Source organism: Paraburkholderia sp. WS6, from assembly GCF_030464835.1.
Taxonomy (GTDB): domain Bacteria; phylum Pseudomonadota; class Gammaproteobacteria; order Burkholderiales; family Burkholderiaceae; genus Paraburkholderia; species Paraburkholderia madseniana.
On the sequence record NZ_JALQCK010000011.1, the window covers coordinates 135867 to 161943 of the forward strand.

General features: G+C 61.2%; 25 protein-coding genes, 1 tRNA gene and 1 pseudogene. 9 read left to right on the forward strand and 18 right to left on the reverse strand.

The window, feature by feature from the left end:
* Positions 1-144: 144 nt before the first annotated feature.
* Both M0D64_RS15955 and M0D64_RS15960 read left to right on the forward strand, forming a co-directional pair.
* Positions 145-528: a hypothetical protein gene (locus M0D64_RS15955; protein WP_154560892.1), complete on the forward strand. Its 384-nt coding sequence runs from the start codon at positions 145-147 to the stop codon at positions 526-528.
* A 3-nt stretch (positions 529-531) separates the two neighbouring features.
* Entirely contained in the window at positions 532-1011 is a 480-nt protein-coding gene (locus tag M0D64_RS15960; protein ID WP_266258413.1) for a hypothetical protein, read from the forward strand.
* A 170-nt stretch (positions 1012-1181) separates the two neighbouring features.
* On the opposite strand, the gene M0D64_RS15965 is transcribed toward M0D64_RS15960, so the two are convergent.
* From M0D64_RS15965 to M0D64_RS15980, 4 genes are all read right to left on the reverse strand, one after another.
* Positions 1182-1255 (reverse strand) — tRNA-Gly (locus M0D64_RS15965).
* Positions 1256-1340: 85 nt separating this feature from the next.
* Complete coding sequence (locus M0D64_RS15970) at positions 1341-1904, reverse strand: YggT family protein (RefSeq protein ID WP_266258414.1); 564 nt, start codon at positions 1902-1904, stop codon at positions 1341-1343.
* A 218-nt stretch (positions 1905-2122) separates the two neighbouring features.
* Positions 2123-2443, reverse strand: coding sequence for an EthD family reductase (locus M0D64_RS15975; protein ID WP_154560896.1), 321 nt, complete (start codon positions 2441-2443; stop codon positions 2123-2125).
* Between the two features lie 77 nt (positions 2444-2520).
* The gene (locus M0D64_RS15980; protein ID WP_266258415.1) at positions 2521-3459 is read right to left on the reverse strand and encodes a Rossmann-like and DUF2520 domain-containing protein; all 939 of its coding nucleotides are present in this window, start codon (positions 3457-3459) and stop codon (positions 2521-2523) included.
* Positions 3460-4227: 768 nt separating this feature from the next.
* Between M0D64_RS15980 and M0D64_RS15985 the strand changes: the two genes are divergently transcribed.
* Positions 4228-4527: a hypothetical protein gene (locus M0D64_RS15985; RefSeq protein ID WP_168435724.1), complete on the forward strand. Its 300-nt coding sequence runs from the start codon at positions 4228-4230 to the stop codon at positions 4525-4527.
* A gap of 158 nt (positions 4528-4685) precedes the next feature.
* The gene (locus M0D64_RS15990) at positions 4686-5651 is read left to right on the forward strand and encodes a threo-3-hydroxy-L-aspartate ammonia-lyase (protein ID WP_266258416.1); all 966 of its coding nucleotides are present in this window, start codon (positions 4686-4688) and stop codon (positions 5649-5651) included.
* A 79-nt stretch (positions 5652-5730) separates the two neighbouring features.
* On the opposite strand, the gene M0D64_RS15995 is transcribed toward M0D64_RS15990, so the two are convergent.
* Both M0D64_RS15995 and M0D64_RS16000 read right to left on the reverse strand, forming a co-directional pair.
* Complete coding sequence (locus M0D64_RS15995; RefSeq protein WP_266258417.1) at positions 5731-6408, reverse strand: LysE family translocator; 678 nt, start codon at positions 6406-6408, stop codon at positions 5731-5733.
* A 125-nt stretch (positions 6409-6533) separates the two neighbouring features.
* On the reverse strand, positions 6534-8102 hold the full coding sequence (locus M0D64_RS16000) for a UbiD family decarboxylase (RefSeq protein ID WP_266258419.1): 1569 nt from the start codon (positions 8100-8102) through the stop codon (positions 6534-6536).
* A gap of 607 nt (positions 8103-8709) precedes the next feature.
* Between M0D64_RS16000 and M0D64_RS16005 the strand changes: the two genes are divergently transcribed.
* Entirely contained in the window at positions 8710-9891 is a 1182-nt protein-coding gene (locus M0D64_RS16005; protein WP_266258420.1) for a lytic transglycosylase domain-containing protein, read from the forward strand.
* Positions 9892-10096: 205 nt separating this feature from the next.
* Here M0D64_RS16005 and M0D64_RS16010 read toward each other — a convergent pair whose 3' ends face one another.
* The 4 genes from M0D64_RS16010 to ribBA form a co-directional block, all read right to left on the reverse strand.
* Positions 10097-11293, reverse strand: coding sequence for a pyridoxal phosphate-dependent aminotransferase (locus M0D64_RS16010; protein ID WP_266258421.1), 1197 nt, complete (start codon positions 11291-11293; stop codon positions 10097-10099).
* 64 nt (positions 11294-11357) lie between these two features.
* Positions 11358-11792, reverse strand: a complete 435-nt coding sequence (gene nusB / locus M0D64_RS16015) for a transcription antitermination factor NusB (RefSeq protein WP_054037337.1) — start codon at positions 11790-11792, stop codon at positions 11358-11360.
* On the reverse strand, positions 11789-12295 hold the full coding sequence (gene ribH, locus M0D64_RS16020) for a 6,7-dimethyl-8-ribityllumazine synthase (protein WP_054037335.1): 507 nt from the start codon (positions 12293-12295) through the stop codon (positions 11789-11791). The genes nusB and ribH overlap by 4 nt, the downstream gene beginning before the upstream one ends.
* A gap of 50 nt (positions 12296-12345) precedes the next feature.
* Entirely contained in the window at positions 12346-13482 is a 1137-nt protein-coding gene (gene ribBA / locus M0D64_RS16025) for a bifunctional 3,4-dihydroxy-2-butanone-4-phosphate synthase/GTP cyclohydrolase II (RefSeq protein WP_154560908.1), read from the reverse strand.
* Between the two features lie 203 nt (positions 13483-13685).
* Here ribBA and ilvD point away from each other — a divergent pair, with 203 nt between their 5' ends.
* On the forward strand, positions 13686-15548 hold the full coding sequence (ilvD, locus tag M0D64_RS16030; RefSeq protein WP_266258422.1) for a dihydroxy-acid dehydratase: 1863 nt from the start codon (positions 13686-13688) through the stop codon (positions 15546-15548).
* Positions 15549-15686: 138 nt separating this feature from the next.
* Here the strand turns inward: ilvD and M0D64_RS16035 are convergent, their stop codons facing one another.
* Genes M0D64_RS16035 through M0D64_RS16045 form a run of 3 tightly spaced genes read right to left on the reverse strand, consistent with a single transcriptional unit; the run spans position 15687 to position 19982 of the window.
* The gene (locus M0D64_RS16035) at positions 15687-17588 is read right to left on the reverse strand and encodes an EAL domain-containing protein (protein WP_266258423.1); all 1902 of its coding nucleotides are present in this window, start codon (positions 17586-17588) and stop codon (positions 15687-15689) included.
* Complete coding sequence (locus tag M0D64_RS16040; RefSeq protein WP_266258425.1) at positions 17585-18115, reverse strand: YfiR family protein; 531 nt, start codon at positions 18113-18115, stop codon at positions 17585-17587. Before M0D64_RS16040 ends, M0D64_RS16035 begins: the two co-directional genes overlap by 4 nt.
* Position 18116: 1 nt before the next feature.
* Positions 18117-19982 (reverse strand): TonB-dependent siderophore receptor, encoded by a 1866-nt coding sequence (locus M0D64_RS16045; protein WP_266258427.1) that lies wholly within the window; start codon positions 19980-19982, stop codon positions 18117-18119.
* A 510-nt stretch (positions 19983-20492) separates the two neighbouring features.
* On the opposite strand from M0D64_RS16045, the gene M0D64_RS16050 reads away from it, so the two are divergent.
* The gene (locus M0D64_RS16050) at positions 20493-21209 is read left to right on the forward strand and encodes a DUF2968 domain-containing protein (RefSeq protein WP_266258428.1); all 717 of its coding nucleotides are present in this window, start codon (positions 20493-20495) and stop codon (positions 21207-21209) included.
* A 193-nt stretch (positions 21210-21402) separates the two neighbouring features.
* Here the strand turns inward: M0D64_RS16050 and M0D64_RS16055 are convergent, their stop codons facing one another.
* From M0D64_RS16055 to M0D64_RS16070, 4 genes are all read right to left on the reverse strand, one after another.
* Positions 21403-21795: a hypothetical protein gene (locus M0D64_RS16055; protein ID WP_266258429.1), complete on the reverse strand. Its 393-nt coding sequence runs from the start codon at positions 21793-21795 to the stop codon at positions 21403-21405.
* Positions 21796-22060: 265 nt separating this feature from the next.
* Positions 22061-22270 (reverse strand): hypothetical protein, encoded by a 210-nt coding sequence (locus tag M0D64_RS16060; protein WP_233465180.1) that lies wholly within the window; start codon positions 22268-22270, stop codon positions 22061-22063.
* A 51-nt stretch (positions 22271-22321) separates the two neighbouring features.
* Positions 22322-22531, reverse strand: a complete 210-nt coding sequence (locus M0D64_RS16065; RefSeq protein ID WP_154566951.1) for a hypothetical protein — start codon at positions 22529-22531, stop codon at positions 22322-22324.
* A gap of 317 nt (positions 22532-22848) precedes the next feature.
* A complete protein-coding gene (locus M0D64_RS16070) occupies positions 22849-23118 on the reverse strand; it encodes a hypothetical protein (protein ID WP_266258430.1) in 270 nt (89 codons plus the stop codon).
* On the opposite strand from M0D64_RS16070, the gene M0D64_RS16075 reads away from it, so the two are divergent.
* Positions 23117-23365: a hypothetical protein gene (locus M0D64_RS16075; RefSeq protein ID WP_266258431.1), complete on the forward strand. Its 249-nt coding sequence runs from the start codon at positions 23117-23119 to the stop codon at positions 23363-23365. The two genes, M0D64_RS16070 and M0D64_RS16075, sit on opposite strands and share 2 nt — an antisense overlap.
* Positions 23366-23850: 485 nt before the next feature.
* Here the strand turns inward: M0D64_RS16075 and M0D64_RS16080 are convergent, their stop codons facing one another.
* Positions 23851-25548 carry a methyl-accepting chemotaxis protein gene (locus tag M0D64_RS16080; protein ID WP_154566945.1) on the reverse strand — a complete coding sequence of 566 codons (1698 nt, stop codon included), beginning with the start codon at positions 25546-25548 and terminating at the stop codon, positions 23851-23853.
* A 318-nt stretch (positions 25549-25866) separates the two neighbouring features.
* Here M0D64_RS16080 and M0D64_RS16085 point away from each other — a divergent pair.
* A pseudogene (locus M0D64_RS16085) lies at positions 25867-26029 on the forward strand (ISL3 family transposase); the annotation flags it as partial.
* Positions 26030-26077: the final 48 nt, after the last annotated feature.

The following is a 26077-nucleotide window of genomic DNA, read 5'->3' on the forward strand; positions in this document are numbered from 1 at the left end:
GGGTGCGTCCAGACGGTGGCAGGGTTGAAGGGGCGCGGAGATCGGCATGAAGATTACGGTTTCATAACCGTGACAGCCATTCGTATGATTTAATCGCGCTCGTCAGCTATCTCGTTGCAACGATTATCAAAGCGAAAATCCAACATGGGCAAACACGCACACAATCATCGTCAGGCAAAAGCCGCCAAAACGGGTTGGGTCGCTATCGATCCAACTGCGGTTCCGACTACTTCCCAGAATGCGCTTCGCAAGGCAATGGCCATTGAAGGCGTGCCGCTCACGCAATTCAACGATTTGCTGTGGCTCATGGCGCAGGAATCGAGCGGTGTGGTTGACGTGCGCAATGGGAAGTCGTCCGCACGTGGGCTTTATCAGTTGCTGCGGCCTCAATATGAATTGAATCCGAATGGCGAAAAATCTTTCGGTAATGCAGTTGAAGAATGCCAGGGCGGGATTCGCTATATTCTCGGGCGATATCACACTGCGGCATCAGCGCGGCTGTTCTGGGAAAAACACCACTGGTATTGAGCAATGAAAAAGTTTCTATTGATGGGCTTCGTTTCGGTCATGTGCTGGATGAGCGTGGCGCAAGCTGCTGATGTCGGCGTGCCGCGCTTTGAAGATTTCGCGGTGAGCGACACCTTTGCGGGCAAAGCGGCGAAAGTGCGGCTCGTATCCGCGGACGACAAGGAATATGCGACGCGTATCCGCGAAGCCAGCCGGCAGAAGCCGAACTTCGCCGGGCACTACGTGCTGGCAAGCTGGGGCTGTGGGGCGTCGTGCGTGTCCACTGTGGCGATCGACGCGAAGACCGGCCGCGTCACGTGGCTGCCTTTTACGGTGTGCTGCTGGGACGTGGATGTGCAGGAGCCGATCGAGTTCCGGCGCGACAGCCGCCTGTTGGTGGTTCACGGCAGCAGGAATGAACAGGGTAGCGGGACGTACTACTACGCGTTGGACAAAGACGAATTCAAGCTGGTCAAGGCGGTCGAGAAGGCGGCGAAGAACTAACGGCGGCTCGCGCAATGGCGCGTTGACACGACGCGGGCTCATCTTGCGTGTGCGACTTCTCGAATGACAGACGGGGAAGGCGTAGCGGGTGGGAAATGCGGCAATGTGCTGCAGATTCAGATCCTTTCGTGAAGCCGCCTGGTCAATCGCCAGGCGGGCTGAAAAGAATCTGGAGCGGGCGATGGGAATCGAACCCACGGCTCTAGCTTGGGAAGCTAGGGTATTACCATTATACGACGCCCGCAGAGCGCATGATTCTACTCGGGAAGAGGCGGTTAGCGCAAATCGCGCTGCCGCCACCCTTGTCCACAAGGCGCACGAAGCGCCGTTCAGATCACGAAGTAGGTCAACTGAACGGCCGCACGCGTGACCACCATCAGCAGCACCTGCACGATCACGAACAGCAGGATCGGCGAGAGGTCGATGCCGCCGAGTTGCGGCACCACGCGGCGCAGCGGATTCAGGAACGGCGCGGTCAGTTGGTACAGAATCGGCATGGCCGGCGAGCGCGGATTGAGCCACGACAGCAGCGCCATCAGGATCGTCATCCAGATGATCAGGTTCAGCGCCCACTTGATGACGGTCAGCACGGCAACGATCAGCAGCGTCGGCACGAGCGTGAGCGGATCGGCGCCCGTGAGCACCACCATCAGCACCACATAAACGATCGCCGCAATCAGGGCTGCGGCGAGACTCGCCCAGTCGATGTTGCGGGTGCTGTGCAGAATGTGCCGCAAAGGCAGCACGATCCAGTTGGTGGCTTGCATGACGGCGTTCGTGACGGGGTTGTACGGCGGCATGCGCACGACCTGCAGCCATGCGCGCAGCAGCAACGCGGCGCCGAACAGCGTAAAGACGGTATTGAGCAGAAAACGGGCGATATCGCCAAACATCTCGTGTCCTTATCCTTCGCAAAGCGGCCGTCGATCGGCCGCAGGGTGCCGGCGCTGACCGATCGGTGCGCCGGCGGGTTCATTTGGATTGCCTGCACCGTTCCCGGGAGAGGGCGCGTTACGCGTCACAAATGGGGACGCGGTGGTTCAATTTCCAGATGTTCGAGTCAGGCCAATCGGCGAACTGCATGCCGCCAGGCCACACCTACCACGGGATATCACACAGAAATCTTGATTTCGCTGATCAGAATCGTGCCGTTGCCGCCGTCGGTGTAATTCGGAATGTCGGCAACCAACTGCTCCGAGGCCGACTTGAAGACTTTGTAGAAGTCGTCCGCGCTATCAAACAGGAAGTGGCCCGCGGCGACATACGGGGGCGGCGTTCCCGGCGGCCCGGCATTGATGCCGACGTCGACCGACCAGCCTCTCAGCGACGGCCCGAACAGCCTGGCCGCGAGCGGCATGTGCGTGACGCAGTAATAGTCCACGTCGAAGTGGCCGTTTTCCCGATACGGATAAAGGATGCTGACCTTGATCATTGTGCGTTCTCGTCTGTTGGTCCCGAAGCGCGGCGCTGGCGGATTGCGCGCGGCGCCGGACGTCACATTATCACGGCTTACTTGACGCTTGCACCTGCTGCGGCCTGATTCAGCGACCGGTTGAGCGATTCTTCCACCGCCTCGGCAATCGTCTCGATCGCGGCGGGCGGTTTCGCACGGCGTTCGGCCAGTCCGACCGCGCGCCGCGTCAACAAACCGTACAGCGCGGCATGATCGCCGCCAAGGCCTTCGAGCAACGCCAACTGCTTTTCCACGACGCCCGTGTCACCGCGCGACACGGGGCCGGCGAGGGCGTTGGGCAGACCCTTGTCGCGGGCGGTTTCGATCGTGCCGGAGAGCATCGGCAGCAGCGCGCGCAGCGCGTCGTCTTCGGCAAAGCCCAGCGTGCGCCACAACGCGACGCATTCAGCGAGGCTGCACAGCGCGAAGCTGGCGGCGTAATGCGCGGCAGCGTGATACAGCATGCGGCCGCCTGCTGGAATCGACAGCGGATGGCAGCGCAGGGCGACGGCCAGCGCCGTCAGCGCGTCCATGAGGGCGCCGTCGGCCTCGATCGTCACCGAGCAGCCGGCGATCCGGTCGAGGTCGGCGAGATCGCCGCTAAAGAGGTACAGTGGGTGAAAGCCGCCGATCGAGGCACCCTGGTCGCGCGCCGGAGTCAGCAACTCCACCGGGGAGGCGCCGCTGCAATGCACGAGCGCCTTGCCGTATGGGGCGCTTGCCGCGTCGGCCGCGAACCGCAGTGTGTGCGCTGTCGTACCGATGCTGTCATCGGGAACGGCTAAAAAGACGATATCGGCGGCGTCGACAACCTGTTGTGGATCGTCGAATGCCGCGCAATGTTCGATTTGACTGGCGAGCCGGCCGGCCGAGGCCGCCGAGCGGCTCGCTACCGCCGTGACGGGATAGCCGGCGCGTGAAAAGCTCAGCGCGAGACAGCGCGCGAGCCGCCCCGCACCGATGAAACCGAGGCGCGGCAGAGAGGGCTGGGACATGGTTGCCTGCTCCAGACGGGATACTTGAACGGGAATGCAGCAGTATCGCGCATCCGTCCGGCAGTAGTGTGTCCCGGTGTGGGTATTCCTCTGATCAGTTCGCGCGCGATATGGCGTGTCCGGTCGGTCATCCGGCCACAGACGCCCCGCGGGTCCGAAAACTGCTCACAATTTCCTTCATGAGCTGGTTTGGCAGTTGCTGTTCTGGGTTTTTCGTCTCGCAGTCAGATTCGGGAGGTAACGATGAATATTTTTTCTTACCGAAAGCACTTGCGGTTCTTGACGCACTCGCAGCGCCGTCGCTGGTGGGATCAGAAAAAGCGCCTGACGCCACGCGTGCGCATCAGTGGCGCGTATGTCCCGCCCAACGTCTCCCGAGAATTCGCCTATGTAAAGGTAGGCTGAAAATACCGTCTGCTGATGGGTAAGAAATGCCCGGTGCGATTGCATCGGGCATTTTTCATTTGGGCCGTCAGGATTGAAGCTAATTTGTAATCAAAGATTACTGGCAAGCGAGAGCCTGAAGCCGCAAGACCCGCAAAGCAGTGGGTTCGCGCTCGCTCCACCGCTGGCAAACCCTTAGTTCTCAGTCCGTTACACAGCGTGTCCCGGCGGCGGCGCGCCGGCGCACATTCCGAACCATTGCCGCCAATTGCAATTTGCAACAAATGCGAACATCTATGCGTGGTCTTTTTCGATACATTGATTTCATAGCATGCAAAGCATGCGAAGTCGGCGACCTTAGTGGGCCGCGCCAGGAGAACAAAAGTGAAAAAGATCGTTCCGTTTGTCGTTGCCGCCGCACTCGGCGTGGGGTTCGCGACTGCTGCTGAGGCGCACGTTTCCGTCGGTATCGGTATTGGCATTCCGATCGCGCCGGCGTACCCGGTTTATGCCGCGCCGCCGCCGGTCTACTACGCACCGCCGCCAGTCTATTACGCGCCGCCGCCGGTCTATTACGGAGCGCCGGTCGTAGTCGGTGGCTATTACGGTGGCTATGGCCGTCCTTATTATCACCATGGCTACTACGGCCGCGGCTACTACGGCCACGGCTACTATCGCCGCTAATCGCAAGAAGCGCGCAGAGATGTATTGACGGCGTAACGCCGGCTTGATCGCCGGGTTGCGCCGTTTGTGTTTCTGCTGCGGCATACCAAGCGACATACCAAAGCACTGTCGAAGCTGGGAGAATGGCTGTTTCGCCAATGCTCTGGAGAGTTTCGTCAATGCAAGCGCTTCCCGCTCCCACTTTCGACGACGTACTCGACGCCGCTGCGCGTCTCGAAGGCGTCGCCCATCGCACCCCCGTTCTAACCTCGAGCACGTTCAACGAGCGTACGGGCGCGTCGGTGTTCTTCAAGTGCGAAAATTTTCAGCGCATGGGCGCTTTCAAGTTTCGCGGCGCCTACAACGCGATTTCGCATTTCGACGCGGAGCAACGTAAAGCGGGTGTGTTGACGTACTCGTCGGGCAATCACGCGCAAGCGATCGCGCTATCGGCGCGTCTTGCCGGGATTCACGCCACGATCATCATGCCGCACGACGCGCCCGCCGCCAAAGTCGCGGCGACCAAGGGCTATGGTGGCGAAGTGATCAGCTACGACCGCTACACCGAGAATCGCGAAGAGATCGGCCGGCGGCTCGCCGAAGAGCGCGGTATGACACTGATTCCGCCGTACGACCATCCGCACGTGATCGCCGGGCAGGGCACGGCGGTGAAGGAGTTGATCGACGAAACCGGCCCGCTCGACATGCTGTTCGTTTGTCTCGGCGGCGGTGGACTGATCGGCGGCAGCGCATTGTCGGCTGCGGCATTGAGCCCGGCGTGCACCGTCATCGGTATCGAACCGGAAGCGGGCAACGACGGTCAGCAGTCGCTCGCACGCGGCGAGATCGTGCATATCGACGCGCCGCGCACGATTGCAGACGGTGCTGCTTCCACGCATCTCGGCGACTACACGTTCGCCATCATCCGGAAGCTGGTCGCGCAGATCGAAACGGTCAGCGACGAACAGTTGATCGAGACCATGCGTTTCTTCGCGCAGCGCATGAAGATCGTGGTCGAGCCGACGGGTTGCCTCGCCGCGGCTGCCGTGCTCAACGGCGTCGTGCCGGTGAAGGGCAAGCGTGTGGGAGTGGTGGTGAGCGGTGGCAACGTCGATCTGGCGAAGCTGGCGCAGTATCTCGCCTGATAGGCTGCGTGATCGTTCTTGCGTCCGGCTACGCACGTTGAAATTGAGGGGGACGGCTCGCCTTGGCGAGCCGTTTTTTCTAGCTTGCCACCTGTGCGGTCTGCACGATCAGATCGCGATACCCGTTCACGATCACGCTATACGAGAAGTAGGCGAACAGCAGCGCCGACAACACATGGCACGCGCGCAGCAAACCGGTGCCGGCGCGTTTGCGTCCATGGCTGCCGAGTCCGCAGATAAAGATCGTCCAGCACAAGCCGCCCAGGAAGAAGCCGCCGAGGAATACCGGTGCAGTCGTCGCGCTGGTGGCGCCGGCTTTCGCAATCAACGCACCGCCGACCGCGGCGAACCACAGAATCGCCGACGGCGATGACATCGCCAGCAACGCGCCGCGCAAGAAACCGCGCCACGGGGAAAGATGCGGCGCTTTGGCATCCGCTTCGCCCGCAACTGCAGGCGCCGACGCCGGGAACAGCGCTTCACGTGCCATCTTCCATGTGAGAAACAGCAGGACCGCCGCGCCGCCGATCCACACTACCCAGCGTACCGATTCGAACTGCAGCAGCGCAGCCATTCCCGCGAGCGCGAGCGCCGCGTAAACGAGATCGCCGAAACAGGAACCCAGGCCCAGCCAGAAGCCGGGTTTGAAGCCATGCGACAGCGCCAGCGAAATCATCGCGACGTTGACGAGACCGATATCCAGACACAACGACAACGACAGAAAAAAACCATCCGACATCATTGAAAAGGCATGCATCCGCGCAACTGCTCCATCAGTTTTGTTCTTCAGACTTGTTCAGGCGCGAGCGATCCGGCCGGTGAACGGATCGCTTCGATGCCGACAGAATTCCGATATTCAGTGGTGTGATTCGAGGCCTGTTTTTACAGTCCCAACTCATTCCACAAGGTGTCGATGCGCTGTTTGACCGCACGGTCCATCTCGATCGGGCGGCCCCATTCGCGATCGGTTTCGCCGGGCCATTTGTTGGTCGCGTCGAGTCCCATCTTCGATCCGAGACCCGCCACCGGCGAGGCGAAATCCAGATAGTCGATCGGCGTGCGATCGACAAGTACAGTGTCGCGCGCCGGATCGATACGCGTGGTGATCGCCCAGATCACTTCCTTCCAGTCGCGGATATTCACGTCCTCGTCGACCACGACGATGAACTTCGTATACATGAATTGCCGCAGGAAACTCCACACGCCGAACATCACGCGCTTGGCGTGACCCGGGTAGCTCTTCTTCATCTGCACGATCGCCATTCGGTAGCTGCATCCTTCGGGCGGCAGATAGAAATCGGTAATCTCGGTGAACTGCTTCTGCAACAGCGGCACGAACACCTCGTTGAGCGCGACGCCGAGCACGGCGGGCTCATCGGGCGGTTTGCCGGTATAGGTGGAGTGATAGATCGCGTCGCGCCGCATGGTGATGCGCTCGACCGTGAAGACGGGAAACCACTCCTGCTCGTTGTAGTAGCCGGTGTGGTCGCCGTAGGGGCCTTCCAGCGCGTGTTCGTAAGCGGCGGACGCGCCCTTGGCCGGACGCGGCGGCGCGCCCGCGGGAGCAGGTGAGGGCGTGCCCTCCTGCGGATAGATGAAGCCTTCCAGAACGATTTCCGCGCGCGCGGGCACCTGCAAACCGTCGACGCCCGGCGTGATGCACTTCGCGAGTTCGGTGCGGCCGCCGCGCAGCAGCCCGGCGAACTGGTATTCGGAGAGCGTGTCGGGCACCGGCGTAACCGCACCGATGATGGTCGCCGGATCGGCGCCCAGCACTACGGCCACGGGATACGGCTTGCCCGGATTCTGCAGCGCGAACTCGCGGAAATCGAGTGCGCCGCCGCGATGCGCGAGCCAGCGCATGATGAGTTTGTTACGCCCGATCAGTTGCTGGCGATATATGCCTAAATTTTGTCGGCTCTTATTCGGGCCTTTTGTGACAGTCAGGCCCCATGTGATCAGCGGCCCCGCATCGCCCGGCCAGCAGGTCTGAATCGGCAGCTTTCCGAGGTCGACGTCGTTGCCTTCCCAGACGATTTCCTGGCAAGGCGGCGCGCTCACCGTTTTGGGCGCCATGTCCCACACCGCCTTCGCGAGCGAGAACAGTTTGCCGGCGTCCTTGAGCCCCTTCGGCGGCTCCGGTTCCTTCAGTGCGGAGAGCAGGCGGCCGACGTCGCGCAGCGACTCCAGCGCGGCGCTATCGCCTTCACCTGCTTGCGCGTCGATACCCATGCCAAGCGCGACGCGGCGCGGCGTGCCGAACAGGTTACCGAGGACCGGAAACGCGTGCTGCTGCTGGCTCTCAAACAGTATCGCCGGACCGCTGGCGCGCAGTACGCGGTCGCACAGTTCGGTCATTTCCAGGACAGGCGAGACGTTTTGCGAGATACGGCGCAGTTCACCGATCGTTTCGAGACGGCCGACGAAATCGCGCAGGTCTTTGTATTTCATCTGGTGCGGTAGAGAGCCGCGCAAGCGGCAAAAAGGTAGGGCGCCGCAGAGCTTCACGGTGCCAGAACGATTGTCGATTTTACCTGTGTTGGCAGGCGCACGTAGATTGGCCAAACGGCCGACTTCGGAAGGACTAATTGAGATAGCTCAAGAAGCGCGCACCGCGCGGTTCTTAACGGACTGAACACTGTTCATTATTACAATTAGTTATACATTTGCCTATCTATAGTGTTGACGATCTATAAAACCCTGCATAGAATCCGTCCACATTGGTTGCAGGGCGTGAACCTTTTTACCACTGCCCCCGGTCCCTTTTGACGCAACGCGTCACCGTTTACCGACCCCCTGCACGGTATCTGACGGCCTTACTGAAGTCCTCGCCAGCGCCAACTGACGCTGGTTTTTCGCGTGGGAGCCACCGCCCGCATGCTTTTTGGCATGCCGCGGACCTCTTTTCAAGAGGGCTCCCCACAAACGGTATGTACCGTTTTCCCGACGTCGCTGCTGCCCTAACCAGACAGAGCGCGCGATGTCTTGACTCTGCGAATGTGTGTTACCGCCTGTTCAACTGGCGGAGTTCGCGGATCATGCAACATGGGAGATCTGAATGAACGCCTGGTTATCGTGGCGTCCCGATGAGCGTATCGCGCAAGTTGTGCGTGGTGCGTTGCGTCGCGGGACGCGAATGAGTCATCACCTGTTCAGCATCGTCGGTGGTATCGCCGTCGTGCTGGCCGTTACGCTGTGGCTGATGCCAGCTTTGCGCGGCACCCTTGCCGCCAAGCTGATGCCGGTCATTTCCGCCGCTGTGCAAGCCGGTCCCGCCCGTCTGCTGCAGGGCCACCCGCTGCCGGCTTTCGGGCCCCCTGGCGCGTCCTCTGACGATTCGCTGTCCGCGAATTCGACCGGTAGCGACGCCGCGAGCGGTGCGAACAACGGCAACAATGGCGTCACCGCCAGCAATACCAGCTACGACGGCGCCTTCGACGGCACCGGCACGTCCGGTATGGGCGTGGCTGCACTGAACGGCCTCGACCCGCGCACCATGCAGAGCGTCTCCGCGCTGGCACGGCTGATCCCGGCGCAGCGCGTCACGGCCGATGCACGCGACGATCGTGTGCTGGTTTCGACCCGCGAGCAGGATCTGGTCTCGTCGTACCTGGCTCGGCGTTATCGCGTCGCTCAGGGACCCGTTAGCGAGCTCGTGAAGGCCGCGTTCGACACCGGCCGCGAAGTCGATCTCGACCCGCTTCTCCTGCTGTCCGTGATGGCAATCGAATCGGGCTTCAACCCGTACGCCGAGAGCGGCGTGGGCGCGCAAGGCCTGATGCAGGTGATGTCCAAGGTTCACTCGGACAAGTTCCAGTATTTCGGCGGCCAGAGCGCGGCGCTTGAACCGGTTGCGAACATCAAGGTGGGGGCGCTGGTGCTGAAGGATTGCATCGCACGCGGCGGTTCGCTGCCGGGCGGTCTGCGTCTCTACGTCGGCTCCACTTCGCAGGACGACGGCGGCTACGGCGCCAAGGTTATGGCCGAGCGTGGCCGCCTGCGCGATGTGGCGCGCGGCCGCAAGGTGCCGATCAACGCACCGCAGGCGCCGGTTTTGACGGCGTCGAACACGACTACGGCTGCGGCGGCATCGACTAGCGGCAAGCGCGTGCAGATGACGCTCGATGCTGGTCATCCGCTGAGCTCGGCGGCGCCGGTGAAGACGCCGGTGTCCGAGCAGGACGACGCTAGTTCCAATGCGACCAAGCATGTGGCATCGGCTTCGGAGTTGGGCGCTTGAGGTTGACTTAACCCGGTTCGCCTGGCCCGGGAGCGGCCGATACAAAAAAGGACACCCGAGAGTGTCCTTTTTCTTTTGCGGCTTTCGTCTGTAGTGACGTGCGCGGCCGTGAGGCGTGTGTCACAGGCATTGTGCAACCCGGCCTCGCCGAGCAGCCCTTCAGGCACGCAAAGCCGCAGAGCGGTTCAGTGGCGCCTCTATCCAGTCAGTGCCGTCCGAAAAGCTTCGCCAGCCGCTCGACCGCTTCTTCCAGCTTCGGCAGGGCGGTGGCATACGATAGCCGGATGTAGTCTTTCGGCGCGTGCGTGCCGAAGTCCATGCCCGGCACCAACACCACGCCCGCGTCGTGCAGCATCGCTTTGGTGAGCGCCGCGCTGTCTCCGGCCGCCGGATGCGCGACCGTGCGGCAATCGGCGTACACGTAGAACGCGCCGTCCGGCATCACCGGCACTGAGAACCCCAGCGATTCGAGCGCCGGCACAATGAAGTCGCGGCGGCGCTTGAATTCGAGGCGGCGCGCTTCATAGATGGCGATCGTTTCCGGTTCGAAGCAGGCCAGCGCCGCATGCTGCGCGAGCGCCGACGCGCAGATGAACAGGTTTTGCGCGAGCTTTTCGAACGCACCGACCATGCCAGGCGGCACTACCAGCCAGCCCAAACGCCAGCCAGTCATGTTGAAGTACTTCGAGAAGCTGTTGACGGTGATGACGTCGTCACCGAACGAGAGCGCCGAGACGGGCTTCGCGTCGTAGCTCAGGCCCTGGTAGATCTCGTCGACGATCGTAAAGCCGCCACGCGCCCGCACGGTCTTGACGATGCGTTCGAGCTCAGCCGGTTCGATCGACGTGCCCGTCGGGTTAGACGGCGACGCCAGCAGCACGCCGCGGGTGTGCTCGTTCCACAGGCGCTCGACGTCGGCGGCGGTTAGCTGGAAGCGTTCGGCCGGCCCGCTCGGCACCATCACCGGTTTGCCTTCCGCTGCGATCACGAAGTGGCGGTTGCACGGGTAGCACGGGTCGGGCATCAGTACTTCATCGTCGCGATCGACTAGCGCCGCGCAAGCCAGCAGCAGCGCGGCAGACGCGCCGGCGGTGACGACGATCCGCGCAGGATCGACGCTGACGCCGTAGAACTCAGCGTAATGCGCCGAGATCGCTTCGCGCAGCGCGTGCAGGCCAAGTGCGTTCGTGTATTGCGTGACGCCGCGGCGCAGGGCGCTCGCGGCCGCTTCGATGACCGGCTCGGGCGCGGTGAAATCGGGTTCGCCGATTCCCATGTGGATGATGTCGCGCCCTTCGCGCTCGAGCAGCGCGGCTTCCTTGGCCAGTTCCATCACATAGAAAGGCTGGATGGCGTCGACGCGGGCAGCAAGCCGCACCAAGGGTTCGGTCACGGAGTTCATACGATCAAATCCAGTTCAGAAGCAAAAGCGGGACGGCGCATGGCGCGCTCGCCCCACCTCACGCTCAATGCTTGCGAGCCGCCTGCGTTTCGGCCGCGCGCAATTGCGCCGACAGCTTATCCAGCACGCCGTTCACGTACTTGTAGCCGTCCGCGCCGCCAAACGTCTTGGCGAGTTCGACCGCTTCATTGATGACCACGCGATAGGGGATATCGACGTGATTCTTCAACTCGAACGCGGCGACCAGCAGCACGGCGCGTTCGACCGGCGAAAGCTGGTCGATCGGGCGGTCGAGGCACGGTGCGATGTCCGCGGAGAGCGCTTCCGAATCGCGGATCACGCCGTGCAGGATGGCGTCCAGATGTTCGTGGTCGGCCTTGTCGAAGCCCTGCGCGCCGCGCAACTGCGCGTCGATTTCACCGCCGGGCGAACCCGACAGCAGCCACTGGTAAAGCCCCTGCGTGGCCAGTTCGCGGGAGCGTCGGCGTGCGCTCTTCATGCCTCTTCCTCTTCTTCGTCTTCTTCCTCGTCGTCACCGCCGAGCTGTTCGAGCGCGACCGAGAGGTTCGCCATTTCGACGGCCACGCGCGCTGCGTCACGACCCTTCTCGGTCATGCGCGCGACGGCTTGTTCGTCGTTTTCGGTGGTCAGCACAGCGTTCGCGACCGGGATGCCGAAGTCGAGGCCGATGCGGGTGATGCCCGCGCCGCTTTCGTTCGACACCAGTTCGAAGTGGTACGTCTCGCCGCGAATCACCGCGCCCAGCGCGATCAGTGCGTCGAATTGCGCGCTTTCGGCAAGCTTTTGCAGCGCCAGCGGGATTTCCAGCGCGCCCGGCACGGTGACCAGCAGCACGTCTTCGCCGGTCACGCCGAGGCGTTCGAGTTCTTCGATGCACGAATCCGCGAGACCGTTGCAGACGGGTTCGTTAAAACGCGCCTGGACGATGCCGATACGCAGTCCGTCGCCGTCGAGATTCGGTTGGTATTGTCCGATTTCCATGTGAATTCCGTAGTGTTTTGAGTTGGCGCTAAAGCGCGTGAATGGTCGGATCAGCCTTGTTGCGGAGCCTGTGCGGTGCTGCCCGGCATGGGTACGAAGCCGGTGACTTCGAGGCCGTAGCCCGACATGCTGCCCAGCTTGCGCGGGTTCGACAGCACCTGCATCTTGCCGACACCCAGCTCACGCAGGATCTGCGCACCGATGCCGTATGTCTTGAAGTCGACCGGCCGGCGTTTGAGCGCCTCGGCTTTTTCCTTCGAGTCGAACGCCTTGAAAACGTCGACCAGATGTTCCTTCGAATCGCCGCAGTTCAGGAGCACGATCACACCGAGGTCGCGCTGGGCGATCTCTTTCATCGCCGCATCCAGCGTCCATGAGTGAGTCGATTTGCCGACTTCGAGCAGATCCAGCATGGACAGCGGCTCGTGCACGCGCACCGGGGTGTCGTGTTCCGGGTTCGGCGTGCCGCGCACCAGCGCGATATGCGGCTGGCCGCTCGGCTGGTCGAGATACATCACCGCGCGAAACGCGCCGTGCGCGGTTTGCATGGTGCGTTCGCAAATGCGCTCGACGATCGATTCCGTGCGGCTGCGGTAGTGAATCAGATCCGCGATCGTGCCGATCTTCAGATCGTGCTCTTTGGCGAATTCCATCAGGTCCGGCAGGCGCGCCATCGTGCCGTCGTCCTTGATGACTTCGCAGATCACCGCGGCCGGCGTGAGGCCTGCCAGCGCCGTGAAGTCGCAGCCGGCCTCGGTATGGCCGGCGCGCACCAGCACGCCGCCGGGCTGCGCCATGATCGGGAACACGTGTCCCGGCTGCACAATGTGTTCGGCCTTGGTGTCCGGTGCGACCGCCACGGCGATCGTGCGGGCGCGGTCGGCCGCCGAGATGCCTGTGGTCACGCCTTCGGCTGCTTCGATGCTGACGGTGAACGCCGTGCCGTACTGCGTGCCGTTGCGATAGGTCATGAGCGGCAGGTTCAGCAGCTTGCAGCGTTCCTGCGTGAGTGTCAGACAAATCAGGCCGCGGCCGTAGCGTGCCATGAAGTTGATCGCTTCCGGCGTGACGAATTCGGCGGCGATCACGAGGTCGCCCTCGTTTTCGCGGTCTTCTTCGTCGACGAGGATCACCATCCGGCCTGCTTTCAGTTCGGCAATGATCTCTTGAGTGGAGGCGAGCGTCATGTTGGCGGAATTTTTCGAAGAAAGCGCGTATTTTACGCCACGCGCGCGCCCACGTCGCCTGGGCCGGATGGCATAGGCCGTTTGGCGAGGCACTTAGGGCTGTCTGGCGGCGGTTTGACAGGGCGGCGTTGCTATAATTCGTCGCGCCCGCGAAGGCCGCCTCCAGAAAACAACCTCCCCGCTAAACCCGTTCGAGAAAGATCATGCCGCACTATCGCTCACGCACATCGACTCATGGCCGCAATATGGCCGGCGCCCGCGCCCTGTGGCGCGCCACCGGAATGAAAGACGACGATTTCGGCAAGCCGATCATCGCGGTGGTGAACTCGTTCACCCAGTTCGTGCCGGGTCATGTGCATCTTCGCGACCTGGGCGCGCTGGTCGCGAAGGAAATCGAAGCGGCTGGCGGTGTGGCCAAGGAATTCAACACCATCGCGGTGGACGACGGCATTGCCATGGGCCACGGCGGCATGCTGTATTCGCTGCCTTCGCGCGAGCTGATCGCCGACTCGGTGGAATACATGGTCAACGCGCACTGCGCCGACGCCATGGTCTGCATCTCCAATTGCGACAAGATCACCCCGGGCATGCTGATGGCCGCCATGCGCCTGAACATTCCGGTCGTATTCGTGTCCGGCGGTCCGATGGAAGCGGGCAAGGTCAAATCGCCGACGGACGGCCAGGTGATCGCCAAGATCGATCTGATCGACGCGATGATCAAGGCGGCGGACCCCAAGATCAGCGACGCTGAAGTGGCCGAAGTCGAGCGCAGCGCCTGCCCGACGTGCGGTTCCTGCTCGGGCATGTTCACCGCGAACTCGATGAATTGCCTGACCGAGGCGATCGGTCTGGCGTTGCCGGGCAACGGCACGATCGTCGCCACGCATGCATGGCGCAAGGGCCTGTTCGAACAGGCCGGGCGCCTCGTGGTGGACCTGTGCCGCCGCTACTATCAGGAAGAAGACGTGTCGGTCCTGCCGCGCAGCATCGCCAGCAAGCAGGCATTCGAGAACGCCATGGCGCTCGACGTGGCCATGGGCGGTTCGACCAATACTGTGCTGCACCTGCTGGCGGCGGCGCAGGAAGCCGGCGTCGATTTCACGATGTCCGACATCGACCGTATCTCGCGCAAAGTGCCCTGCCTGTGCAAAGCGGCGCCCGCCACCGACAAATATCATATCGAAGACGTGCACCGTGCCGGCGGCATCCTCGGCATTCTCGGTGAACTGGCCCGTGCGGATCTGCTGGACCTGTCGTGCGGCAACGTGCATAGCGGCACGCTGGGCAATGCCATCGCCAAATGGGACGTCGCCGGAGGCGCTGGTGAAGAAGCGCAGAAGTTCTTCCGTGCGGCCCCGGGCGGCATTCCGACCACTGTCGCGTTCAGCCAGGAAGCCACGTTCGCGTCGCTGGATACCGACCGCAAGACCGGCTGTATCCGCAGCAAGCAGGACGCGTATTCGAAAGACGGCGGCCTCGCCGTGCTCTACGGCAACCTCGCGGGGAAGGGCTGCATCGTCAAGACTGCGGGTGTCGACGAATCGCAGTGGATCTTCTCCGGGCGTGCGCGCGTCTTCGAGAGCCAGGACGACGCTGTCGACGCCATTCTGGGCGATAAGGTGGTGGCGGGCGACGTGGTCGTGATCCGTTACGAAGGTCCGAAAGGCGGTCCGGGCATGCAGGAAATGCTGTACCCCACCTCGTATCTGAAGTCCAAAGGCCTGGGCAAGACCTGTGCGCTGTTCACCGATGGCCGTTTCTCCGGCGGTTCGTCAGGGCTCGTGATCGGGCATGCGTCGCCGGAAGCAGCCGAAGGCGGCACGATCGGTCTGGTGGAAGATGGCGATGTGATCGAGATCGACATTCCCAGGCGCAAGATGCACCTGGTGGTGTCAGGCGAGGAATTGGCGCGCCGCCGCGAGGCTATGGAGGCTCGTGGTGACAAGGCGTGGATGCCGGTGGATCGTGAACGCGTGGTGTCGCAAGCGTTGCAGGCCTATGCGGCGCTGGCGACCTCTGCGGACCGTGGCGCCGTGCGGGACCTCTCGCAATTGAAGCGCAAGTGAGGCGTAGTTGACGCTTAACTGACCGGCTGGCTGATGCAGGGGGCGCGAGGCCGGTCACCGTTCGGTGAGTCGTATTGAGGACGCAATAGTCTCTTGCCGGGAGCGCGCCTGGATCACCCCGCTTAGTCAGGAGAAATGTCAGCCGCTTTCGGAAACGACGGCGGCCCCATCACTTTCGCGCATGGCCTCCGCTATTCCCGCGAACGACATCGGACGGCCAGTCAGAAAGCCCTGAACAACGTCACATCCCGCCTCTGACAACCAGGCGAGCTGCGCAGGGTATTCAACTCCTTCAGCGACGACCGTGAGGCCAAAGCTGTGTGCCATCGAGATAATGGCGGTAACGATCGGCTGTCCTGCGTGTGGCAGTGCCTTGACGAAGCCGCGGTCTATCTTGATCTGGTTGAGCGGAAATGACTGCAGATAGGACAGGGAAGAATAACCGGTCCCAAAATCGTCGATGGACAGGCGGATACCATGGGCGCGCAGTTGCCTCATCACGTTCACCGCGACTGACATGTTGGCCATGAGCAGGCTTTCGGTAAGCTCAAGTTCCAGCATGCCGGGGGGTAGACCACTATCTTTTAGCGCCTCAAGAACATCGTGCTGAAATCCAGGCTGTCGAAGTTGCCTTGCAGATACGTTCACCGAGACACTTGCGGCATTGCTCGCGTTGGCATTCCATTGTGCGGCATCGTGACAGGCGCGCCGCATAACCCATCTCCCCAGTGTAACGATGAGATCACTGTTCTCCGCGATCGGGATAAATTCTGCCGGCGAAATGCTGCCTTCCGATGAGTGGGTCCATCGCGCAAGCGCCTCTACGCCAACAAGTTGTCCTGTCTGGCAATCGAATTGAGGTTGGTAGGCCAACTCAAGCGCCTCGCATTCAATCGCTCCCCGCAGTTCGCGCTCAAGCCAGGCGCGACGCTGAGCCTCCTTCGTCATCTGCGGCCTGAACTCGACAGCGACGTTCTTCCCCCCGCTTTTTGCAGCGTACAAAGCAAGGTCTGCGCTGCTGACGAGTGATGCAACGTCGGTCGCATCGTCGGGGAACCGGCTGAATCCGACACTTGCCGTCACCGGAACGCTGCCGCCATGCAGCTCGAACGGCCGAGCCAGGACGTTGGTTATGCGCTCGGCCGTGCTACGGCTACCGGCGCGGTCGGCGTCGTCGACAGCAAGCACTGCAAATTCGTCACCTCCAATGCGGCTGACAACGTCTGTCGGGCGCACGGCGTCGCGTAGAGCGGAAGCGACGGAACGCAGCAGTTCGTCTCCCGCGCCATGCCCCAGGGTGTCGTTAACAGTCTTGAAGTTATCGAGGTCAACCAACACCAGCGTCACGTGCGTCCAGCCACCGCCCCACGGTAGCAGGCGGGCCGCCAGTTCGTCGTAGAATGCCCGGCGGTTTGGCAAGTCCGTGAGAGGGTCTGTACGCGCGAGGTATTCGAGTTCCCTCTCTGCCTTTACGACGCGCGCTTTCATGCGCGACGTGACGATGGACGATACGCAGAGCGCGCAGATGCAAGCTGCCAGGAGAAAGCCGGCATATTGCCAAAGCTCTCGAACCATGCCTTCAGTGCTCGCGACAAGCACGACGGTACCAAGGACTTCCCCGCCCTGGATGACCGGATAGGCGACAAAAATATCTTTCAGGGAAAAGTGTTCCGGCGCGAAATTGCTTGCGAGCGCCGCTTCGTTCGCCTCGGGTGCCGAGATTCCCGCTCTGGCGTACCGCGCGTGGACACTGCCTTGCGCGTTAAACACCGCGACGCTCTTCACATACGGCACGTTGCTAAGTGGTCGAAGTATCTCGCGGGTTGTCTGATCGTCGTGAAACATCAGCGACGCGGTGATATTTGCTGAGACCATAGCTGCCTGCAAACGTGCGTCCGCCAGGAGAGCGGCGCGTAACGACAGCGCCTGGTAGGCCAGCAGCCCTGCGCTGGAAATCAGCAGGGCGATTGCGATACCAACGATATTCACGCGCCCCAGGGCGCGCGTCAGACTTGGTGTCTGTTCCTCATGAGACGTCATAAGACATTCCTTGCAAGGCGGAGCAGCTTGGAACTGAGCGACAGATGTCGGCGCAGCGCCTGCTGATTCTCTATGTCGAAACGGAGATGATTTTCCTCAGTGAACAGACGGATGACCGCAGTGTGGTCGCCGGTGTCAAAGTTGCTGATGACCAAAATCGGCTGATCCGACGAGACAACGTCTTTCACCGCATGAGACATTTGCTCCTCGCCTTCGAGCACGATGACATTGCATCTGTCCTGGCCGCTCCTGGACGGCATGGGAATTACGGACCACGCATGGCCGCCAACAGGTCGCCCGTCGAGTTTCGAGAGCGCGGTGCCAAGATCGCTGTCCCTGTTCGCACAGACAAAGAGAGTGGTGTCAGACAGACTTCCTACGGGCCATGTGGTGAACTGGGTAAAGTTGAATATATAAGCTGCCTTCAATGCCGACTCATCCACCTGCGCGTGAACCGATCCCGCTATAAGCACCCAGATAACGAAGGTGCATGCGCTTGCATAGAAAAAGGTGCGGGCGAACGACATTTCAGAACCCGTACACCAGCTTGACCAGGAATTCCCGGCTTTGCTGCGCTATGACGTCCTGCGTGAAGCCTGGGCCGGCGGGGTCCGCATATCGCGCGTTGGCGACGTTGTAGACAGAGAAAGAGACGTCTGCATGGGTGATCAGACGCGAGCTTCCGACGGTCACATTTCCCAGGCAATAGCCAGCCGCATGCCTCTGTTCCGCGAGTCGACTCGATACGCACCGAATCTCCGTGCCAATCCGCGCAATGTTTTCGAAGACGGGCAGCACGAGGTTCAGCTTCGCCAGGTTTCTGGGTGAGTTCTGCAGGACTGCACCGGAGTTGCTGTCGCGAGCGATCTGCCATGAGTAACTGGCGCGTATCCTCGCATCACCAGCGAATCTTTGTTCATAGGTCAGTTCTGCGCCGTTCGCGTTCGCGCGATTCACGTTTTCGAAGATGTAGAGCCCGGATGGCGCGGTCGTCTCTGAAATCAGGTCGCGAATGTCATAGTGGAACAACGAAAGGGTTGCGCGGCCGGATTTTCCGATCTGTCGTTCGTATATGAATTCATTGGTTGTGATGTGCTCAGCCTTTAGCGAGGGATTCGCCATCTGTCCGCCGACGCCCGGAACCGCGTAGTAAAGCTCGTAGGCGTTGGGCGCCCGGTAGGCTTGCCCATAGACAAGCTTGAACGTGTCTCTCGGGGAGGCCTTGTACTCAAGAGCCAGTCGCGGGCTGACATTCCGGCCCGAGACGGTTTCCTGGTCATAGCGAAGCCCCGCATTCAGCGAAAAATTCGCCGGTAACTGCAATTCATCTTCGGCATAGACGCCCTCCCGATTGCTGCTGCGCTGGTCGTTCAGAAGTAGCGAATACGGGTCTACGTTGTAGTTGTACTGGTCACGCTGAGCGTCGCGTGTGTAGTCCACCCCAAAGACCATTTTGTTCTTCGGAATCGATGTAAGGGTCGCGTGCACGTCGCCACCGTACCAAAGCGCGTGATCACCGTCGACGTTCTCCACCGGCCCGGGTGCGTAAAGGCTCGGGCTACGGTAGTCGTAACGCCCCCAGTAGACTTCGGCCGCAACCTGTAACCCATCGTTCACAGCGTGGTGGAACGAGCCGTTGATAAAGCTGTGGGTATCGGTGGTGCTATAAGGCGTGTCGAAAATCGCTCCGTACGGGGCGTTCGGCACGCCCTTCGTCCGGTTCCCGTAGGCCATGCTCAACCCGAAATCCCCGTACGCAAACTTTGCAAGGAAGTCCTGGGCCCGGTCGTAGTCCAAACCTTGCGCGACACCATGATTCTGATCTGCTGTGTCGAATTCCGGGTAGTAGAGGTCCTGTCCGCTCCGGACGTAGGAGCTCGCCGAAAGCACAACGTCTGCGTCGTTACTGCCATGCCAGCCATAGCTTGCCCGCGCCCGTTTCTCGCCGAAGCTGCCTGCGGCAACCGCCACCTGAGGCCCCTGAAGGGTCTTCCCAGTTTTGGTAATCACGTTGACGATGCCAAACAGCGCGTTTGAACCATATACCGCTGACCCCGGGCCTGGCACGTATTCAATACGCTCGACCATGTCCATGTCGACCGGGAAATCCGTACCGATCGGGGCCTGGTCGTACACGGCGTCGTTTATCCGCACGCCGTCAACCAGAAGCAGGAACCGGCTGTTGTAGTCGCCTGGACGCTGGAAGCCGCGCGCCCCGAGATAGGCGTAGTCGCGGTCATAGCTGACATAGAGCCCTGGCAGCGAGGCCAAGGCATCGGCGAGCGTTCTCCAGCCAAAATCCCGGATGTCCTTTGCCGTCAAGACGACGACAGCAGCAGGCGCATCGGAGATGGGCTGATCGAGCCGGCTGGCCGTGCTGACCGTTACCTGCATCAGGTCTTCGAGCGGGAGTGCTGCTAAATCCGCATCTGCACGCTGCGTAGGGTTGCCATCCTGAACGGGTTCGGTTGCAGGCCGTGCGTCGGCTGGCCATCCTGCCACACAGGCACTGGCTAGCATCGCAAGGTGCAGAACACGCAGGACAACGCACGAACGGTCACGCAAACAATACATATTGGAACTTTTTACTCAACACTCTTGCGAAAGGAGACTCTTCCCTTGTTCTTATCGGCCCGAGGGCCGCATTCTTGAGGAGGCGTTCATCCAGGACGTCGACGGCGGGCGCGAACTGGGTTGTGATAGCGAAGTACTGTGGGAGATTGACGCTCCCCGAACGCTCGCCAGTCGAACCCGACACACTTCTGTTTTTCCCGTCAATCTCCCGTTTGTCACCTCAACGTTCCCGAGCAATCGCCGTTAACAGGTAACCAGGTGTTCGCTTTACCAGATGGGGTTGGCGATTTTGCCTGCTCGTTGCTATCGATATGAGAGGTTGGCAAACATATGAAACTGTCTTTTGCCCAGAAGCTCGCCATGACCGCACTCGTCGCGGTGGGGGCCGCGCAGGGTGTGGATGCGCAGACTTTGCCGGACAGTGGCGCGCGCGCTGCCGTCATTGCCCAACCAGGCACGGCGACGGCACTGCCGGCCACGACGCAGGAACAGCAGGGGCAGGCCGGTGTGTTGACAGCCGACGAGGCGAAGCAATCCGCCGCCGGCAACGTCGCCGAGCTGCAACAGATGATCCGTGGTTCGGACCTGAGCGAGTTGCGCACGACGTACAACGGCGGCTATGGCGCGAGCCTGCTGTTTTACGGCAAGGAGATGACGTACTACGTCGCGCTGTTCCAGCAGAAGAATTTCTGGCGCGTCATCAAGACGCAGGACGCAACGCGTGCTGACGTGATCTACAAGGATTTTGTGCGCCAGACGTTGCAGCTATCGGATGTCGAGATTCGCCGCACGCGGCTCGAGGCGCAAAAGGTGTTCACCGAGCGGATGATCGCGCTGTCGCAAGACCGGGCGAACCGCCTGCAGGCCGACCTCGATGTGGCGCATCAGCAGCAGAGCATCGTCAACAGTCAGCAGCAGCAGACGCGTGCCGAGGCGACCGTGCTCGCGCAGCAGAAAGCGGCCGCACAAGACCAGCTACGCGCCCAGCAGCGCGAAGTGCGAGAACTGCAGCGCCAGTTGGACAGCGGCTTGCCGAATTCGCACTGAGTGAGCGCCGACCCCTGCAGGAACACGACCCCGTCCGGTTTGCCGCGCAGGGTCGTATTCGTTCACCGATCGACACTCGTCATTTCAGAACGATGGCCAAGGTCATCGTCATCGCGATGCTGACCTTCTGCACCTCACGTGAGCCGGTCCGCTTTAAGTCCGGCACGGTACGCTGACCTGAACGGTGCGGGATTCATGCGTCGGTGCCTCGGCGGCGGGGTACGTTCAGGTTGACCCACTCGTAAGCATCGTGCCCAAGCCTGCCCACTTCGCGCCACACGGCGAAGGGAATCTCCTGTCGGGCCGCGTGCCGATCAACGAGACCCTGGCATGCCTTTGTCATCTGTCGAAGCAGCACAATCGCATGCGTTTCGGCTCTCCCCTCGTGCTGGTCGAGCGCCGTCTTCGCCTCGTGAGCCCGTTGAAACATTGCCCGCCATTGGGAATCCCGGATTTCCTGAGCGTGAGTGCCGCGCTGCGCGAGCGCGCTCGAAACAATGTAGAGGTTTTTGAGCGCCGTGATGACTTCTGGTGGCAACACAACGCAGCCTTCGCTGCAGCCCGGCTGCGTGCGCGTCATCAGCATGTCCTCGACAGGTCCGCCAGGGGTGTGGCCGCGAAATCCGTTGTCGACGAAGCCGTGCAACCTCTTGAGGAACGGGCGGGATGTGAGATGTTAGCCAGCCGGTGTAAGTCTGGACTGGGTAGTGGTGTTTGTGAGATGCCGGTCGAGGTGGCGCTCATGCGGGCGTGACAAGTGTTGTGGATGAGAAATTCGCTGGACTGTTCAGGTCGCTTTCTGCCTTTCGTGCAGATGTGGCTACCGGATGGGGGGCAATAGTCGGCTTACGTTAGTGCTTGCGGCCAAAGCACGCCTGGGCGGCTTCGAAGGGCGACAGGCCCGCGCCGAAATAGCCGCGAAGACGCCGCATGGTCGCGGGGTCGGGATGATAGTGCGGGCGGATAAATCCCGCTTCAATGGCTTCGCCGTACCAGGCACGCGTCCACTGGTCCAGGCCCTGTTCGTACATTAGCGATACGTATTTCGACTCGTTAAACATGATGATTTCCGAAAGCTCAATAGACGCGTTCGCCGTACATGACGACGCCGGTCACTGCTGTAGTGAGACACTACAGCCCGCGACGGGCGTGCCGAGCAGGTTGAGCAGCGCGCGGAGTCGTTGCCGGTCCTGCACCGACAGTCCGGGGCGTGCCAGCAGGCACTCGATCTGCGATATCCAGTAGTCGCGACGGATAAGTCGTGGGCGACAAACCAGGGCATTCAGTGCCTTCTCCAGTTGTCCAATCTCGGTCTTCACCATGTTCACGTTTATCTCCTTCCTCGATCTTCTGAAATCCGGAATGTCATACGGGCTGTCGTGGGTCGCAGCAGACACCTCATTCGTAAGAGATCAGTGGCTGTTTCCATCATCCTGATCGACCGTCGACGGCGCTCAGGCATCCGCTGGGACGCGGCACACGCTACACGTGACACAACATCCGCTACAGGTAATTCAGCCATATCGCCATCAGGACGTAGGTGAGGACGAAGAGCCAACCCAGGGTGCGATTAGGCCATGTCGACATCGGCTTTCTCCATCGATACCGGGTGGTGAGTACGTGTGCTCATTTCGCGCTTTCACACCGGCTCAGCAGCAGTCCAACGCGTCCAGCCGCTTTGTCCATCTACGCCGGTGACGCGCAAGGCGCGGGAGCCGTCGGTGAACGTCAGGCATTCAACGCGAAGACGCCGGTCTGCGTCAGTACCATGTATGTGGACATCGCCGCTTTCATGCCTGAAATGCAGCTTGCCTTCCTGCAAGAGGTCCAGCGATGACTGATCTCCTGGGTTTGCGCGTTTACGGTCCCATCGGTTCAGGAGCGTCGCGGCAATTTCGGCGTCGAACATGTTGAACTTTCCTCAGCGGGCAGATAAGGGTGTCAGCCCGAAGCATCTTGAAGTGTGTGTCTTGGCCGCCTTGAAGCGCGTGATCGCGCCCGGGTATCGACGCTCTGTTCGTTCGATGCGCCTGGTGCAACAGCCATACGTCGAATCCCTTGATGGCGGTCAAACAGACGAGGTTTGGGAGCAATGGCAGCCACAGTTTTTGGGCAAACGTTTGCCGTTTCATGTTCGACCCGCCGCAAGGGTTTGAATGAAGTCAACGTGTATAACGGCATCCATTCTTATATTTTGAGCGGGGTAAACCCTGTGTCAGCATGCCATCCGCATGGGAGCCAGACAGTGCAATAATCTGCGCTGCACAGGTTCTGGCATGGCCTTCGGAACAGCCAGAATCCTTCAGCCGACACGACCTGTCGGCTTTTTTTCGTCAGCGTGTGGGCGAGCGCTCGTGCGAATCTACGGACTCGGAAGGGTCTTTCCATTGGAGAATTCGTTGATAGCGAGCACGGCCACTGTGGGTTGCGAGCCGGTACATCGACCAGTTCGCCGAGCGAGTATGTTGCGTGCACTGCGAAGGGCGCATCTTCGGGTATCCGTCGCAACATGGTGTTCCTTGCGCTAATGACTGGAGTCGTCTCTGGCTTCAACGTTGGACAAAGGGGCGTGCGATCCTTCGGTGCCGGCACCGAAGGATGCAGTTTGCTTTGCCGGCCAGTCAGCCGTGATAGGGGCTGCCTAAAAACTGTTCCATTCGTCAGCCTTGGCGGTTTGCGCCACCAGAACGGGCTGCGGAGCGGACCGCTTCACGGCTGGCTTGGCCGGCGCTCTGGCGCGCGCCGGAGCCGCCGTGTGCATCTGCGCGCCAGCCCCCCTGCCGGGGTCGTGCGAAACGTCCAGCCTGAACATCGAAACAGCGGCTTTCAGATCGCTCGCCTGCGACTCGAGCGCACCGGCGGCGGCGGCCGCCTGTTCGACCAGGGCCGCGTTCTGCTGTGTGACTTCGTCCATCTGCGTGACGGCCTGGTTGACCTGGCCAATGCCCTTGCTCTGTTCCTGTGATGCAGCGGTGATTTCACCCATGATGTCGGTCACGCGCCTGATCTCGCGGGTGATCTCGTGCATCTTCGTTCCGGCTTCCTGTACATGGCTGGCGCCTGTCCGCACCCGCTCGACGGAATCGTGGATCAGCTCCTTGATTTCCTTGGCTGCCGCCGAGGAGCGCTGCGCCAGCGACCGCACTTCGGAGGCCACCACCGCAAAGCCCCGTCCCTGCTCACCCGCCCGCGCTGCTTCGACAGCAGCATTCAGCGCAAGGATATTGGTCTGGAAGGCGATACCCTCGATGATGCCGACAATGTCGGCAATCTTGTCCGAGCTGGTGTTGATGCCCTCCATGGTTTCCACCACCCGCGACACCACGGCGCCGCCCTGTTCCGCCACCTGGGCGGCCTGCGCAGCAAGCTGGTTGGCCTGACCGGCATTGTCGGCATTCTGGGTGACGGTCGAGGTCAGTTGCTCCATGCTGGACGCCGTTTCCTCGAGCGAGGCGGCCTGCTCTTCGGTGCGTTGCGACAGGTCCTGGTTGCCCGCCGCAATCTGGTGAGTAGCGGTGGCAATCGAGTCGGCCGAAATCTTGATCGTGCCGATCGTTTGCGTAAGTTGCTCCTGCATGCGCTTCATCGAAAACAGCAGGCTCGAGCGGTCATCCGGTGCCGTCTTCACCACGGCAGTCAGATCGCTCCTGGCGATCTGGTCGGCAATTTCGGCGGCGTAGGACGGCTCGCCCCCCAGTGAGCGTAGGATGCCGCGGTTGAGCAGTACCACCACAGCCGACAAGGCCCCGGCAAGGACCACCAGAATCCCGAGGCTCTGATACATCGACGAGCGGAATGCCGCATCGATGTCGTCGACATATAGACCCGTCGTGAGAATCCAGTCCCACGGCTGGTAGGTCACGTTGTAGGCAATTTTCGGAGAGGCCTCGGTGGCTCCCGGCTTCGGAGCGCTATATGCGGTAAAGCCCTTGCCGTCGCGCTTGATGACAGCGACCATATCTCTGTATTGGTGAACGCCGTTCGGATCCTTGTAGTCGCCGACGTCCTTGTCATTCATCTCCGCTCGCGTCGGGTGCATCAGGACCCTCGGCTGCGAATTGACGATCATGAAATAGCCGTCCTCGCCGTACCGCATGTTCCGGATGCGGTCCATGGCCCGCTTCTGGGCTTCCGCCACGGGCATGGCGCCAGCGGCCGCGTCTTTGCCAGAGGTCGTGACAACACTCAGGGCGATCTCCGACGCGTGTATCAGGTCGGCCTTCCGCTCCTCCAGCCGCATTTCTCTCGTCTGGTAAGCGTTATAGATCGATATTCCAGCGAGACACAGCAAACTCAGGATGAGTGGCAGCCAAAGCTTCTGGACAAAAGACAGTTTCATATCTATGCAACCCTTGCGTTGAACATGTCACGAGCAGGCAAAATTGCCGCCCGTATAGAGGCTTGGACGCTGCTGCGGCAAGCAGTCAGTACTAGCCATTTATTCTTTGACGTGAAACTGAGATCTTGTGCCGCCAAGGCGGCTATGCATGCGAGGTAAACTTCATGCATACGTCGGCTCAGGATGCCGGCATTGAGCCGAAAACGAATCTAGGTGCATGTTTATCGGTTCAAGCCGAGCGGACTTTATTCGAAAAGGCGCAATCAAGGATTGACAAAAAAGAGGCTGGCGAGCGGTGTACCCGTGATGCGAAGATCCGCGGAAGGGATCGGCCACGACTACGATGCCATTCGCGCTGCACTGCAGACGCCCTACGTCAATGGCATGGTCGAAGGCCACGTCAATCGCCGGAAAAGTTCTGAAGCGCCAGATTTCTGGACGTGCCGGCTTTCAACTGCTTCGCGCGCGTGTGCTGAATCACTTTTCCTTCACACCAGGAGGAAGAGTGGGTCAGTTTTACATCGGAGTT

Bases quoted from the DNA above. Each gene is read 5' to 3' on its own strand.
- M0D64_RS15980 (WP_266258415.1), bottom strand. From the start codon at position 3,459: ATGTCCCAGCCCTCTCTGCCGCGCCTCGGTTTCATCGGTGCGGGGCGG.
- ribH (WP_054037335.1), bottom strand. From the start codon at position 12,295: ATGGAAATCGGACAATACCAACCGAATCTCGACGGCGACGGACTGCGT.
- M0D64_RS16070 (WP_266258430.1), bottom strand. From the start codon at position 23,118: ATGTTCGACGCCGAAATTGCCGCGACGCTCCTGAACCGATGGGACCGT.
- M0D64_RS16060 (WP_233465180.1), bottom strand. From the start codon at position 22,270: ATGTTTAACGAGTCGAAATACGTATCGCTAATGTACGAACAGGGCCTG.
- M0D64_RS16045 (WP_266258427.1), bottom strand. From the start codon at position 19,982: ATGCAGGTAACGGTCAGCACGGCCAGCCGGCTCGATCAGCCCATCTCC.
- M0D64_RS16050 (WP_266258428.1), top strand. From the start codon at position 20,493: ATGAAACTGTCTTTTGCCCAGAAGCTCGCCATGACCGCACTCGTCGCG.
- M0D64_RS16075 (WP_266258431.1), top strand. From the start codon at position 23,117: ATGTTGAACTTTCCTCAGCGGGCAGATAAGGGTGTCAGCCCGAAGCAT.
- M0D64_RS16005 (WP_266258420.1), top strand. From the start codon at position 8,710: ATGAACGCCTGGTTATCGTGGCGTCCCGATGAGCGTATCGCGCAAGTT.
- ribBA (WP_154560908.1), bottom strand. From the start codon at position 13,482: ATGACGCTCGCCTCCACTCAAGAGATCATTGCCGAACTGAAAGCAGGC.
- M0D64_RS16035 (WP_266258423.1), bottom strand. From the start codon at position 17,588: ATGACGTCTCATGAGGAACAGACACCAAGTCTGACGCGCGCCCTGGGG.
- M0D64_RS15995 (WP_266258417.1), bottom strand. From the start codon at position 6,408: ATGCATGCCTTTTCAATGATGTCGGATGGTTTTTTTCTGTCGTTGTCG.
- M0D64_RS15990 (WP_266258416.1), top strand. From the start codon at position 4,686: ATGCAAGCGCTTCCCGCTCCCACTTTCGACGACGTACTCGACGCCGCT.
- ilvD (WP_266258422.1), top strand. From the start codon at position 13,686: ATGCCGCACTATCGCTCACGCACATCGACTCATGGCCGCAATATGGCC.
- M0D64_RS15970 (WP_266258414.1), bottom strand. From the start codon at position 1,904: ATGTTTGGCGATATCGCCCGTTTTCTGCTCAATACCGTCTTTACGCTG.
- nusB (WP_054037337.1), bottom strand. From the start codon at position 11,792: ATGAAGAGCGCACGCCGACGCTCCCGCGAACTGGCCACGCAGGGGCTT.
- M0D64_RS16055 (WP_266258429.1), bottom strand. From the start codon at position 21,795: ATGCTGATGACGCGCACGCAGCCGGGCTGCAGCGAAGGCTGCGTTGTG.
- M0D64_RS15955 (WP_154560892.1), top strand. From the start codon at position 145: ATGGGCAAACACGCACACAATCATCGTCAGGCAAAAGCCGCCAAAACG.
- M0D64_RS15975 (WP_154560896.1), bottom strand. From the start codon at position 2,443: ATGATCAAGGTCAGCATCCTTTATCCGTATCGGGAAAACGGCCACTTC.
- M0D64_RS16000 (WP_266258419.1), bottom strand. From the start codon at position 8,102: ATGAAATACAAAGACCTGCGCGATTTCGTCGGCCGTCTCGAAACGATC.
- M0D64_RS15960 (WP_266258413.1), top strand. From the start codon at position 532: ATGAAAAAGTTTCTATTGATGGGCTTCGTTTCGGTCATGTGCTGGATG.
- M0D64_RS16080 (WP_154566945.1), bottom strand. From the start codon at position 25,548: ATGAAACTGTCTTTTGTCCAGAAGCTTTGGCTGCCACTCATCCTGAGT.
- M0D64_RS16010 (WP_266258421.1), bottom strand. From the start codon at position 11,293: ATGAACTCCGTGACCGAACCCTTGGTGCGGCTTGCTGCCCGCGTCGAC.
- M0D64_RS16040 (WP_266258425.1), bottom strand. From the start codon at position 18,115: ATGTCGTTCGCCCGCACCTTTTTCTATGCAAGCGCATGCACCTTCGTT.
- M0D64_RS16065 (WP_154566951.1), bottom strand. From the start codon at position 22,531: ATGGTGAAGACCGAGATTGGACAACTGGAGAAGGCACTGAATGCCCTG.